Below are 12332 nucleotides of genomic sequence, written 5' to 3' on the forward strand. Positions count from 1 at the left end.
CTACAGCAGCTCGGGGGCGGCGGCCGCGCCGCCGACATGGATGAGTCGGCCCGACCACAATTCGGCGAACTGGGGGAGGGTCTTGGACGTCGTGTCGATGTCCTCGATGAGCACTCCGGGCACGGCGAGGCCGATGATCGCCCCGGTCGTCGCCATCCGGTGGTCCTCGTACGTGTGCCACAGCCCCCCGGTCAGCGGGGCCGGATCGATGGCGAGACCGTCCTCGAGCTCGGTGACGTTCCCGCCGAGGCCGGTGATCTCGGCCGCGAGGGCGGCGAGCCGATCGGTCTCGTGGCCCCGAAGGTGGCCGATGCCCGTGATGCGGCTCGGAGTCGAGGCGAGGGCGGCGAGACCCACGATCGCGGGGGCGAGTTCGCCGCCCGCCGACAGGTCGAGGTCGACTCCCGGGATGCTGCCGCCGCCGAGGAGGCCCGCGCCGCCGTCCACGGTGAGGGCGCCGCCGGCACGGGTGACCCGCGCGCCGAACAGGGGCAGGATCGACTCGAGGTGAGCGCCGACCTGGGTCGTCGCATCCGGCCAGCCCTCGATCGTCACGGTGCCGCCCGCGACGAGAGCTGCAGCGAGGAACGGTGCCGCGTTGGAGAGGTCCGGCTCGATGAGCACCTCGCCGCCGGCGATGGGCTGGGGCTCGACCGTCCACACGCCGACCTCGGGCGTGCCGACCGCGACGCCGCGCGCGGCGAGGCACGCGATCGTCATCTCGATGTGCGGCATGCTCGGCAGGTGCTCGCCCGTGTGGCGCAGCTCGAGGCCGCGCGTGAACCGCGGGGCCGAGAGCAGCAGGCCCGACACGAACTGGCTGGAGGCGGAGGCATCGATCGAGAGCGCGCCCCCCTCGACGGCACCCGTGCCGTACAGGCTGAAGGGCAGCGCCCCTCGGCCGTCGTCGTTGACCTCGACTCCGAGGCCGCGCAGCGCCTCGATCATCGTCCGCATCGGTCGCCTGCGGGCGCTCTCGTCACCGTCGAACACCACGGGGCCGAGAGCGAGGGCGGCGACCGGCGGCAGGAAGCGCATCACCGTGCCGGCGAGACCGCAGTCGATTGAACCGCCGCCGAGGAGCTCGCCCGGCGTGACGAGCAGGTCCGGGCCGAACTGGCCGTCGCCCTCGACCTCCTCGACGGTCGTGCCGAGCGTGCGGAGCGCCTCGATCATGAGGGCGCTATCGCGCGAGTGGAGGGGCCAGCGCAGGAGCGTCGGTGCATCGGCGAGGGCGGAGAGCACGAGCTCCCGGTTGGTGAGGCTCTTCGATCCGGGGAGCTGGAGGCGGGCATCCAGCGCGCCTCCGGCCACGGGCGCGACCCACGGTCCCGGCTCGTCGGCGACGACGAGTTCGTCGTCGCCGTAGGGGCTGAACTCGGGGCCGGAATACCTGAAGACCTGCATCGGTTACAGGATATCGGGCCGCATCGATCGGGCGGCGCCGTCCGGAGCGGAAGAAGGGGTCATGGTCGCAGTGCTCGACGAACCACGGCTTGCCGACCTCGGCGACCTAGACTGGGCGCTGATGACTAGCGACACACCCGAGCAGGGTGACGACCTCCGCGCTCTCTTCGAGGAGCAGGCGCTGCCGTACATGGACCAGCTGTACGCGGCGGCCATGCGCATGACCCGGAACCCCGCGGATGCCGCCGATCTCGTCCAGGAGACGTTCGTGAAGGCGTTCCAGGCGTTCGGCCAGTTCCAGCAGGGCACCAACCTCAAGGCGTGGCTGTACCGCATCCAGACCAACACCTTCATCAACAACTACCGCAAGAAGCAGCGCGACCCGTACCAGGGCACCATCGACGACCTCGAGGACTGGCAGCTCGGCGGAGCGGAGTCGGTGACCCAGTCGACTTCGACCCGCTCGGCCGAGGCCGAGGCGATAGACCACCTCCCGGACAGCGCCGTGAAGGATGCCCTGCAGTCGATCCCCGAGGACTTCCGCCTCGCCGTCTACTTCGCCGACGTCGAAGGCTTCTCCTACCAAGAGATCGCGGACATCATGAAGACCCCTGTCGGCACCGTCATGAGCCGACTCCACCGCGGTCGGCGGATGCTGCGGGAGCTGCTCGCCGACTACGCCCGCGACCGCGGCATCGCCGCCGCGCCCACCACCACCAGGAGCACGAAATGACCGATTGCGGTTGTGACAAGGCCAAGGCCGAGCTCGAGGAGTACCTGCACCGCGAGCTGAGCGATCAGGACTTCCGTGACATCACCGAGCACCTCGACAACTGCGAGGACTGCTCGGGCGAGCATCTCGTGGGCCTCACGCTCACGCAGAAGATGCAGAAGGCGTGCCAGGAGAAGGCGCCAGAGGAGCTCCGCGCGGCGATCCTCGCCAAGCTCGAGCACGCATAATCGAGTTCGTGAAGACCCTCCTCAACATCATCTGGCTCGTGCTGTCGGGCTTCTGGCTGTTTCTCGGCTACGTGCTCGCCGGAGTCATCTGCTGCATCCTGATCGTCACGATCCCGTGGGGAATCGCGTCGTTCCGCATCGCGAACTACGTCCTGTGGCCGTTCGGCCGGCAGGTCGTGCAGAAACCGACGGCCGGGGTGTTCTCCTTCATCGGCAACGTGATCTGGTTCCTCGTCGCCGGCCTGTGGCTCGCGATCGGGCACATCCTGTCCGGGGTGGCACTCGCGATCACCATCATCGGCATTCCACTCGCGATCGCCGACTTCAAGCTCATCCCCGTTTCCCTCGCCCCGCTCGGCAAGGAGATCGTGCCGACCGGTGGCGCCGGCATCGTGGCCCCGCGGACCTCGTAGCGGCTCCCGGCCATGAAAACGGCCCTCCCGCCGAGAGGCGGAGAGGGCCGTTTCGCTGTCTGCGGCTAGAAGGTCAGCGCGCGTTCGATGAGCTCGACCTGCTCTTGGGCGCTGCGCTTCGACGATCCCGTCGCCGGCGAGGCGGATGCCGGGCGCGAGGCGACCTTGATCGTGCGCCCCTGGAGGTGCCGCACGACCTCGAGGCACATGAACGGCCACGCGCCCTGGTTCTCGGGCTCGTCCTGCGTCCACACGAGGTCGGCGTTCGGGTACTGCGCGAGGGCTGCGTTGAGCTCGGCCACGGGCACCGGGTAGAACTGCTCCATCCGGACCACCGCGACGTCGTTCAGCTCGCGCTTGTCGAGCTCCGCGACGAGGTCGTAGTAGATCTTGCCCGACGTGAGCAGCACGCGCTTCACCGCGGACTTGTCCGCGACCCGCGAATCGTCGATGACGGGCTCGAACCGGCCGGAGGTGAAGTCCGCGACCTCGCTCGTCGCCCCGCGGAGGCGGAGCATCGCCTTCGGGGTGAACACCACGAGGGGCTTGCGCGGGCGGGCGTACGCCTGGCGGCGCAGGAGGTGGAAGTACGACGCCGGCGTCGACGGCCGCGCGACGGTCATGTTGTTCTCCGCGCAGAGCTGGAGGTAGCGCTCGATACGGGCGGACGAGTGGTCCGGCCCCTGTCCCTCGTAGCCGTGGGGGAGGAGCAGGACCACGCTCGAGCGCTGGCCCCACTTCTGCTCCGCGCTCGAGATGAACTCGTCGATCACCGTCTGGGCGCCGTTGGCGAAGTCTCCGAACTGCGCCTCCCAGAGGACCAGGGCATCGGCGCGCTCGACCGAGTAGCCGTATTCGAACCCCATCGCGGCGTACTCGCTGAGCAGCGAGTCGTAGATCCAGAAGCGTGCCTGGTTCTCGGCGAGGTTCGCGAGCGGCAGCCACTCCTGGCCGTTCTCGCGGTCGTGGAAGACGGCGTGCCGCTGCACGAACGTGCCGCGGCGGGCATCCTGACCGGCGAAGCGTACGGGCGTGCCCTCGAGCAGGACGGACCCGAGCGCGAGCAGCTCCCCGAAGCCCCAGTCGATGCCGCCCTGGCGGCTCATCTCCACGCGCTTCTTGAGCAGCGCCTGGAGCTTCGGGTGCACCGTGAACCCGGCGGGAACGTTGTCGTGGGCGTCTCCGATGAGCTGGACGACGGACTCGGCGACCGCGGTGGACGCGGGCTCTCCGATCGCGTCATCCTGCTGCGACTCGGGCTTCTCGAGATCGGCGACCGACTGCGCACCCTCGGGGATGACCGGCATCGAGCCGGTCTGGGCGGCGTGCGTCTCGGCGAAGGCGCGCTCGAGGCTGTCCTGGAAGTCGCGGTGCGCGGCCTCGTACTCCTCCTGCGTGATGTCGCCGCGGCCGACGAGGGCCTCGGTGTACAGCGTGCGCACCGAGCGCTTGGCCTCGATGAGGTTGTACATGAGCGGCTGCGTCATCGACGGGTCGTCGCCCTCGTTGTGGCCCCGGCGGCGGTAGCAGATCAGGTCGATGACGACGTCGCGGTGGAACTCCTGGCGGTACGCGAACGCGAGCTCAGCAACGCGGACGACGGCCTCGGGGTCGTCGCCGTTGACGTGGAAGATGGGTGCCTGGATCGTCTTGGCGACATCGGTGGAGTACGTCGAGGTGCGCGCCTCGGTGGGCGGGGTCGTGAACCCGACCTGGTTGTTGATGTTGACGTGCACGGTGCCGCCTGTGCGGTACGCGCGCAGCTGCGACATCTGCAGGATCTCGACGACGATGCCCTGGCCGGCCATCGCGGCGTCCCCGTGCACCATGATCGGAAGCACGGAGTAGGAGCCAATCGGGTGGCGGTCCTGCTTGGCGCGCACGATGCCCTCGAGCACGCCGTCGACCGCCTCCAGGTGCGACGGGTTCGCGGCGAGATAGACGGGGATGCTCTCCCCGCCCGCGGCGCGGAACGTGCCCTCGGTACCGAGGTGGTACTTCACGTCTCCCGAGCCCTGCACCGTCTTCGGGTCCTGGGTGCCCTCGAATTCGCGGAAGATCTGGCCATAGGTCTTCCCGGCGATATTGGTGAGGACGTTGAGACGGCCGCGGTGGGCCATGCCGATCGCCGCTTCGTCGAGGTTCGCCTCGGCGGCCTTCTGGAGCACGGCGTCGAGGAGCGCGACGAGCGACTCGCCGCCCTCGAGGCTGAATCGCTTCTGTCCGACGTACTTGGTCTGCAGGAACGTCTCGAACGCCTCGGCCTCGTTGAGCTTGCCGAGGATGCGCATCTGCATGTCGTGGCCGGGCTTCGTGTACTTCTGCTCGACGTGCTCCTGGAACCACGCGCGCTGGGCCGGGTCCTGGATGTGCATGTACTCGATGCCGATCGTGCGGCAGTACGAGTCGCGCAGCACCCCGAGGATCTCGCGCAGCAGCATCGTGCGCTTGCCGCCGAAGCCGCCGGTGACGAACTCCCGGTCGAGGTCCCAGAACGTCAGGCCGTGGCTCGAGATGTCGAGGTCGGGGTGGGAGCGCTGCCGGTACTCGAGCGGGTCGGTGTCGGCCATGAGGTGGCCGCGCACCCGGAACGCATTGATGAGCTCCTGAACGCGAGCGGTCTTGTCGACGTTGTCCGCGAGGTCGACGTTGATGTCCGCCGCCCAGTGGATGGGGTCGTACGGGATGCGGAGCGCAGCGAAGATGCCCTCGTAGAACCCGCGCTCGCCGATGAGCAGCTCGTGGATCTTCTTAAGGAACTCGCCCGACCCCGCGCCCTGGATGACCCGGTGGTCGTAGGTGCTCGTCAGGGTGATCGTCTTTCCGATCGCCAGCTCGGCGAGGGTCTTGGGGCTCGCGCCCTGGAACTCGGCGGGGTACTCGAGCGCACCGGCGCCGACGATGCAGCCCGCGCCCTTCATCAGCCGCGGCACGGAGTGCTCGGTGCCGATGCCACCCGGGTTGGTGAGCGAGATCGTGTTGCCCGCGAAGTCCGCCGCGGTGAGCTTGCCGGTGCGACCGCGGGCGACGACGTCCTCGTAGGCGGCGAGGAACTCGCCGAAACCCATCGTGTCGGCGCGCTTGATGCCCGGCACGACGAGCGCGCGGGAGCCGTCCGCCTTGGGGATGTCGATCGCGATGCCGAGGTTGATGTGCGCGGGCGTCACGATGGACGGCTTGCCGTCGATCTCGTCGTAGTAGACGTTCTGGCTCGGGAACTCCTTGAGCGTCTGCACGATCGCCCACGCGATGAGGTGGGTGAAGGACACCTTGCCGCCGCGGGCGCGCTTGAGGTGGTTGTTGATGACGATGCGGTTGTCGATCATCAGCTTCGCCGGAATGGTGCGCACGCTCGTCGCGGTCGGGACCGACAGGCTCGCATCCATGTTCGCAGCGAGGCTCTTCGCCGGGCCCTTGAGGGCGGCCACGGTGTTCTCGGGCTCGGCCTGGGACTCGGTCTCGGCCTGGGGGATCGGCGACGTCGCCGGAGCATCCGCGGGGATCGGCTGCGGGCGTGCCGGGGCGGAGGTCGTCCTCGCAACCGGCTGCGCCCCCGTCGTCGGGGCCGGGGCCGGCTCGGGGCTGGACGCCGCGCCCTCGATGACCTCGTCGGGGATCTGCGCCTCGCCACCGAGCTGCGCTGCTCCGGTCACGACGGGGATCGCCCCGGTCGGCGTGGGGTCGACTGCCGGGTGGTAGCTCTCGAGAATGGGCCACCACGACTGGTCCACCGAATTCTTGTCTTGGAGGTAGCGCTCGTACATCTCATCTACGAGCCACTCATTGGCTCCGAATTCGCCGGAGGAATCACCCTCCGGAGCGATTCCGGTCACTTGGCTTGACACAGCCGACCGCCCACTTCCGGTTCTTCTCGTCAACAACTGCAGGCATGCATCCGGGTGACGACACACCAGCGTCAAGAGTAATCGCTTTTCCTGGGCGCGCGCTGGCTCGAAGGGCCGGGAGTAGCGTTAATTCCATGCGCTTTTACGAGACCGCTCCGACGCACGACCTCACCTACTCCGATGTGTTCCTCGTGCCGTCCCGATCGGGCGTCTCGAGCCGACTCGACGTGTCTCTCGCGCCGGGGGACGGCACGGCGGCGAGCATCCCGATCGTCTCCGCGAACATGAACTCGGTGACCGGTCCCCGGCTCGCTGCCGCCCTCGCCCGTCGCGGTGGGCTGGGCGTGCTGCCGCAGGATATGCACCCTCAGGACCTCGCGGCAGCGATCCGCTGGGTGAAGGCGCAGCCGGTCGCCTGGGATGCCGCGGTCGACCTGCGACCGTCGGACACCGTCGCCACGGCTCTCGCCCAATTGCCGGCTCTCCCCGGCCACGGCCTCGTCGTGCACGACGAGCACGGCGCCTACCTCGGCGCGGTCGCGGCCGAGCGACTCGCAGCGGCCCTCCCGGATGCGCCGCTCGCCGACCTCCTCACCAACCAGGGCCCCGGCATCGACGTCGACGAGCTCACCGGGCCGCGCGCCGCTTTCGATCTCATGGTCGCCGCGGGCCTCGAGTTCGCGCCCGTGCTGCACGACGGACGGGTCGTCGGCACCCTGAGCCGCAAGGGCGCGCTCCGCTCCACGATCTACGCGCCCGCCCTCGACCCCGACGGTCGGCTGCAGGTGGCCGCGGCCGTCGGCATCAACGGCGACGTCGCGGGCAAGGCGAGGGCCCTCGTCGAGGCCGGGGTCGATGTGCTCGTCATCGACACGGCCCACGGCCACCAGGAGGGGATGATCCGCGCCATCCGTGCCGTCAAGGCGCTCGGTCTCTCCGTGCCGATCGTGGCCGGAAACATCGTCACCGCGGAGGCGGTCCGCGACCTCGTGGATGCCGGTGCCTCGATCCTCAAGGTCGGCGTCGGCCCCGGTGCCATGTGCACCACCCGCATGATGACCGCCGTGGGCCGACCCCAGTTCTCGGCGGTGCTCGAGACGGCGGAAGCCGCGCGGGAGCTCGGCGCCCACGTGTGGGCGGACGGCGGCGTGCGGTACCCGCGCGACGTCGCCCTCGCTCTGGCGGCGGGTGCGGCATCCGTCATGATCGGCTCGTGGTTCGCCGGGACGATCGAGGCTCCGGGCACGCTCGCGCGCGACGAAGCCGGCCGTGCCTACAAGGAGAGCTGGGGCATGGCGTCCACGAAGGCCGTGAAGGAGCGGTTCGACCGGCTCGACGCCTACGAGCTCGCGCGCAAGACGCTCTTCGCGGAGGGCATCTCGAGCTCGAAGATCTACCTCGACCCGCTGCGCCCCTCCCTCGAGGATCTGCTCGACATGATCACCTCCGGCGTGCGCAGCTCGTTCACCTACGCCGGTGCCCGGGACCTCGCCGAGTTCCGCGAGCGGGCGCTCGTGGGCATCCAGTCCGCAGCAGGCTACGAGGAGGGCAAGGCGCTCCCCGTCAGCTGGTAGGTGCCCTCACAGCCCAGACCTGGATAGACTCGACGGACTTATGGACGACCCTCCTTCTAGTACCCCGGCCGGCGGTGCCACCCATGTCTGAGTGGATCATGCTGGCCATCGGAATCGTGCTGACCATCGGCACCGGCTTCTTCGTCGCCTCCGAGTTCGCACTCGTCAACCTCGATCGGTCTGATCTCGAGGTGCGTCGGGATCGGGGCGAGCGAGGCCTCGGCATGACGATCGGGGCGCTCAAGCACACCTCGACACACCTCTCGAGCGCGCAGCTCGGCATCACCCTGACGACGCTCCTCACCGGATACACGCTCGAGCCAGCGCTCTCGACGTGGTTCGCGGTGCCCCTCGCGGCACTCGGCCTGGGGGAGGGCGGGTCGCGCGCCGTCGCGACGATCGTCGCCATCGCCCTCGCGACGCTGCTGTCGATGATCATCGGCGAACTCGTGCCGAAGAACCTGGCCCTCGCGATCCCGAGGGCGACCGCGAAAGTGGTCATCCCGTTCCAGGTCGCCTTCACGACTGTCTTCCGACCGGCGGTGGCACTCCTCAACAACACCGCCAACGCGGTCCTGCGCTCCATCGGGATCGAGCCGAAGGAGGAGCTCTCCGGGGCCCGGTCGGCGGAGGAGCTCGCCTCTCTCGTGCGGCGCTCGGCGAGCGAGGGCAGCCTCGACCGCGACACTGCGACGCTGCTCGCCCGCACCCTCGCGTTCGCCGACCTGACGGCGCAGGATGTCATGACCCCGCGCCCGCGGGTCGCGAGCGTCGACCGCACCGACTCCGCGCAGGACGTCATCGATCTTGCCCGGCGCACCGGCCTCTCGCGCTTCCCCGTCATCGACGACTCCGTCGACGACGTCGTCGGCATCGTCCACGTCAAGCAGGCGGTGGCCGTCCCCCGCGAGAAGCGCCCCGAGGTGCCCGCGTCGGCATTGCAGTCGGATGCCCTCCGCGTGCCCGAGACGATGAAGCTCGACGGCCTCCTCGCCGAGCTGCGCGGCCGCGGCTACCAGATGGCGGTCGTCGTCGACGAGTACGGCGGAACCGCCGGAGTGGCCACTCTCGAAGATCTCGTGGAGGAGATCGTCGGCGAGGTGTCGGACGAGCACGACCGCACGAAGGCCGACGTCGTGAGGTCGCGCGACTGGTTCACCTTCCCGGGGCTCCTGCGTCCCGACGAGTTGCGCGAGCGCACAGACGTCGCCGTGCCCGAGGAGGGGCCCTATGAGACCGTCGCGGGCTGGCTCATGAGCGAGCTCGGCCGACTGCCGGTGGTCGGCGACACCGTCGAGATCGAGGCCGGCACGTTCCGCATCGAGCGCCTCGACGGCCGCCGCATCGACCGGGTCAGGTTCACGCCGCGGCCGGTCGAGGCGACCGAGGGAGGTGAGAAGTAATGGACTGGTGGGGGATCGCCTGGCTGTTCGTACTGCTCGCCATCAACGCGTTCTTCGTCGGCGCCGAGTTCGCTGTCATCTCCGCGCGGCGCTCCCAGATCGAGCCGCGTGCCGAGGCCGGCTCCCGCGCCGCCAAGACCGCGCTCTGGGCCATGGAGCACGCGACACTCATGCTCGCGGCCTGCCAGCTCGGCATCACCGTCTGCTCTCTGCTCATCCTCAACGTCTCCGAACCGGCCATCCACCACCTGCTCGAGTACCCGCTGGCGCTCACCGGATGGCCCGAGGAGGTCATCGGCACGATCGCGTTCGTCATCGCCCTGCTGCTGGTGTCGTTCCTGCACGTCGTCTTCGGCGAGATGGTGCCGAAGAACCTGTCGTTCTCGCTCCCGGACCGCGCCGTGCTCATCCTCGCTCCGCCGCTCGTGTTCATCGCGCGGGTCTTCAACCCGATCATCTCGGCGCTGAACGGCGCCGCCAACGGGATCCTGCGCCTCGTGCGCGTCGAGCCGAAGAGCGAGGCGAACAGCGTGTTCACGCTCGACGAGGTCGCGACGATCGTGCGCCACTCGACGAGCGAGGGGACGCTGACGGATGCCGGTGGCACGCTCTCCGCCGCGTTCGAGTTCACCTCGAAGAAGGTGCGGGATGTCGCGGTCGGGATGGCCTCGCTCGTGACGCTGCCGGAGGACGCCACCCCCGCCGACGTCGAGAAGGCGGTCGCCCAGCGAGGGTTCTCGCGCTACATCCTCGTCGACGAGGAGGGCGAGCCGACCGGGTACCTTCACCTGAAGGATGTCATCGACCTCGACGAGGACGAGTTCCATGAGCCCGTTCCTCCGAAGCGCATCCGACAGCTCATCTCGATCTTCCGCGGCACCGACCTCGAGGACGCGCTCGCGACGATGCGCCGATCCGGGGTGCACGTCGCCCGGGCCTTCGACGAGAACGGCGCGACGAAGGGCGTGCTCTTCCTCGAGGACATCATCGAGGAGCTCGTCGGCGAGGTCCAGGACGCGACGACGCGGCGGCAGTAGCTAGCGGAACTTAGCACGCCAATACTGCGGCGGGTAGTAGTCCAGCTGCACCCCGAGCTCGTGCGCGGCCCGCCACGCGAAGTGCGGGTCGCGCATCATCTCACGGCCCATCATCACGGCGTCCGCGCGCCCTGAGGCGACGATCTCCTCGGCCTGCTGGGCGGTCGTGATGAGGCCCACCGCGCTCACCGGCGCGCTCGAGGCGTCCTTCACGTGCTCCGCGAACGGCACCTGGTAGCCAGGGGAGAGCGGGATGCGGGTGCCGGAGACGAGCCCGCCCGTCGAGATGTCGAACAGGTCGGCTCCCGCCTCGGCGGCCCAGCCCGCGACGACACCGGTCTGCTCTGCGTCCCAGCCGTCCTCGGCCCAGTCGGTGGCCGAGAAGCGGACGAGGATCGGGACCTCGTCGCCCGCCTCGGCGCGAACCGCGCGCACGATCTCGAGCAGCAGCCGCGCCCGGTTCTCGAGCGAGCCGCCGTACTGGTCGTCACGCACGTTGGACAGCGGCGACAGGAACTCGTGCAGGAGGTAGCCGTGCGCGGCGTGGATCTCGAGCAGCTCGAAGCCCGCGTCGAGCGACCGCCGCGCCGCAGCTGCGAAGTCCTCGACGATCCCGGCGAGCTCGGAGGTCTCGAGCGATCGCGGGGTCGCGTAGTCGCCGAACGCGATCGCCGAGGGCGCGACCGGCTCCCAGCCGCCGTCCTCCACAGGCACGGTCCCTTCGCGCGGGTCCCAGTGCAGCCACGTCGAGCCCTTGCGGCCGGCGTGCGCGAGCTGGATGCCCGCCACGGCGCCCTGGGACCGGATGAACCGCACGATCCGTGCCCACGACTCCTGCTGCTCGTCGTTCCAGATGCCGGTGTCCTGGGGTGAGATGCGGCCGACCGGGTTGACCGCGGTCGCCTCCGTCATGACGAGGCCGGCACCCCCGAGGGCGAAGCCGCCGAGGTGCACGAGGTGCCAGTCGATCGGCACGCCGTCCTGCTTGTCGACGGAGTACTGGCACAGCGGCGCAACCCACAGCCGATTGCGGAACGTCGTGCCGCGAATGCTCAGGGGGGTGAACAGTGCGCTCACGCAGCGAGCCCCTCGAGGAAGGCCGCGAGTCCCTCCACTCCGGTGAAGTGGTGCACGGTGACGCCGAGGGCGGCCGCCGCCTCGGTGTTGATCGACTTGTTGTCGATGAAGACCATGTCGGCGAGGGAGATGCCGAGCTCGTCCGCGACCTCGCGGTAGATGGCCGGGTCGGGCTTGATGGCGTCCATCTCGGCGCTCACGAAGACCCGCTCGAAGTACTGTCCGAGGGGCGAGAACCGGAACCCGCTCGCGAAGTCGAATCCGGCGTTGGACAGGATGGCCAGTCGAGTGCCGCCCTCGGAGAGCCGCGCGATGAGTTCGAGCGTTCCCGGCTCGACACTCCACCAGCTGCGGAAGTCGGCCACCCAGAGCTCGTAGATGCGCGAGGCGCTCCAGGTCGTGCCGGTCTCCTCCGCGATCTGCTTCCAGTATGAGCTCGGGGAGATCGTGCCCTGGTCGAGCGCGTTGCGGTGGCGCCAGTAGCTCTCCCAGAACGGCTCGGCCTCGACGCCGGCGAGCGCGAGCACGACGTCGCGGTCCGCCTCGCTGGGGCTGCGAGAGATCACCTCCCCGTAATCGAAGACGACGACACGACCGGGGATGCTGATGCTCACCC

Annotated in this window: 10 protein-coding genes; 6 read left to right on the forward strand and 4 right to left on the reverse strand. The window is 69.3% G+C overall.

From position 1 onward, the window contains the following. Positions 1 to 1407, reverse strand: a complete 1407-nt coding sequence (gene aroA, locus Q5716_RS04265) for a 3-phosphoshikimate 1-carboxyvinyltransferase (RefSeq protein ID WP_305001846.1) — start codon at positions 1405 to 1407, stop codon at positions 1 to 3. A gap of 121 nt (positions 1408 to 1528) precedes the next feature. On the opposite strand from aroA, the gene Q5716_RS04270 reads away from it, so the two are divergent. Genes Q5716_RS04270 through Q5716_RS04280 form a run of 3 tightly spaced genes read left to right on the forward strand, consistent with a single transcriptional unit; the run spans position 1529 to position 2780 of the window. Next, complete coding sequence (locus tag Q5716_RS04270; RefSeq protein WP_305001847.1) at positions 1529 to 2140, forward strand: sigma-70 family RNA polymerase sigma factor; 612 nt, start codon at positions 1529 to 1531, stop codon at positions 2138 to 2140. Continuing rightward, positions 2137 to 2367 carry a zf-HC2 domain-containing protein gene (locus tag Q5716_RS04275; RefSeq protein ID WP_305001849.1) on the forward strand — a complete coding sequence of 77 codons (231 nt, stop codon included), beginning with the start codon at positions 2137 to 2139 and terminating at the stop codon, positions 2365 to 2367. The genes Q5716_RS04270 and Q5716_RS04275 overlap by 4 nt, the downstream gene beginning before the upstream one ends. 8 nt (positions 2368 to 2375) lie before the next feature. Beyond that, on the forward strand, positions 2376 to 2780 hold the full coding sequence (locus Q5716_RS04280) for a YccF domain-containing protein (RefSeq protein ID WP_305001850.1): 405 nt from the start codon (positions 2376 to 2378) through the stop codon (positions 2778 to 2780). Positions 2781 to 2845: 65 nt separating this feature from the next. Here the strand turns inward: Q5716_RS04280 and Q5716_RS04285 are convergent, their stop codons facing one another. Next, positions 2846 to 6625, reverse strand: coding sequence for a multifunctional oxoglutarate decarboxylase/oxoglutarate dehydrogenase thiamine pyrophosphate-binding subunit/dihydrolipoyllysine-residue succinyltransferase subunit (locus Q5716_RS04285; RefSeq protein WP_305001851.1), 3780 nt, complete (start codon positions 6623 to 6625; stop codon positions 2846 to 2848). Between the two features lie 134 nt (positions 6626 to 6759). Here Q5716_RS04285 and guaB1 point away from each other — a divergent pair, with 134 nt between their 5' ends. The 3 genes from guaB1 to Q5716_RS04300 all read left to right on the forward strand — a co-directional run bounded on the left by guaB1 (position 6760) and on the right by Q5716_RS04300 (position 10639). Further along, positions 6760 to 8199, forward strand: coding sequence for a GMP reductase (guaB1, locus tag Q5716_RS04290; RefSeq protein ID WP_305001852.1), 1440 nt, complete (start codon positions 6760 to 6762; stop codon positions 8197 to 8199). An 83-nt stretch (positions 8200 to 8282) separates the two neighbouring features. After that, on the forward strand, positions 8283 to 9602 hold the full coding sequence (locus tag Q5716_RS04295) for a hemolysin family protein (protein ID WP_305001853.1): 1320 nt from the start codon (positions 8283 to 8285) through the stop codon (positions 9600 to 9602). Beyond that, positions 9602 to 10639 (forward strand): hemolysin family protein, encoded by a 1038-nt coding sequence (locus tag Q5716_RS04300; protein WP_305001854.1) that lies wholly within the window; start codon positions 9602 to 9604, stop codon positions 10637 to 10639. Before Q5716_RS04295 ends, Q5716_RS04300 begins: the two co-directional genes overlap by 1 nt. On the opposite strand, the gene Q5716_RS04305 is transcribed toward Q5716_RS04300, so the two are convergent. Together Q5716_RS04305 and Q5716_RS04310 are read right to left on the reverse strand one after the other, a co-directional pair. Next, the gene (locus Q5716_RS04305) at positions 10640 to 11716 is read right to left on the reverse strand and encodes an NADH:flavin oxidoreductase/NADH oxidase (RefSeq protein ID WP_305001855.1); all 1077 of its coding nucleotides are present in this window, start codon (positions 11714 to 11716) and stop codon (positions 10640 to 10642) included. It lies immediately after the preceding gene. Continuing rightward, positions 11713 to 12330: an HAD family hydrolase gene (locus Q5716_RS04310; protein ID WP_305001856.1), complete on the reverse strand. Its 618-nt coding sequence runs from the start codon at positions 12328 to 12330 to the stop codon at positions 11713 to 11715. The genes Q5716_RS04305 and Q5716_RS04310 overlap by 4 nt, the downstream gene beginning before the upstream one ends. Between the last annotated feature and the right edge of the window lie 2 nt (positions 12331 to 12332).

This window comes from Antiquaquibacter soli (genome assembly GCF_030580675.1).
In the GTDB taxonomy this organism is placed as follows: Bacteria; Actinomycetota; Actinomycetes; order Actinomycetales; family Microbacteriaceae; genus Rhodoglobus; species Rhodoglobus soli.

What these genes read in the sequence shown, in the direction of transcription:
- guaB1 (WP_305001852.1), top strand. Translation starts at nt 6,760, where the DNA reads ATGCGCTTTTACGAGACCGCTCCGACGCACGACCTCACCTACTCCGAT.
- Q5716_RS04300 (WP_305001854.1), top strand. Translation starts at nt 9,602, where the DNA reads ATGGACTGGTGGGGGATCGCCTGGCTGTTCGTACTGCTCGCCATCAAC.
- aroA (WP_305001846.1), bottom strand. Translation starts at nt 1,407, where the DNA reads ATGCAGGTCTTCAGGTATTCCGGCCCCGAGTTCAGCCCCTACGGCGAC.
- Q5716_RS04270 (WP_305001847.1), top strand. Translation starts at nt 1,529, where the DNA reads ATGACTAGCGACACACCCGAGCAGGGTGACGACCTCCGCGCTCTCTTC.
- Q5716_RS04275 (WP_305001849.1), top strand. Translation starts at nt 2,137, where the DNA reads ATGACCGATTGCGGTTGTGACAAGGCCAAGGCCGAGCTCGAGGAGTAC.
- Q5716_RS04295 (WP_305001853.1), top strand. Translation starts at nt 8,283, where the DNA reads ATGTCTGAGTGGATCATGCTGGCCATCGGAATCGTGCTGACCATCGGC.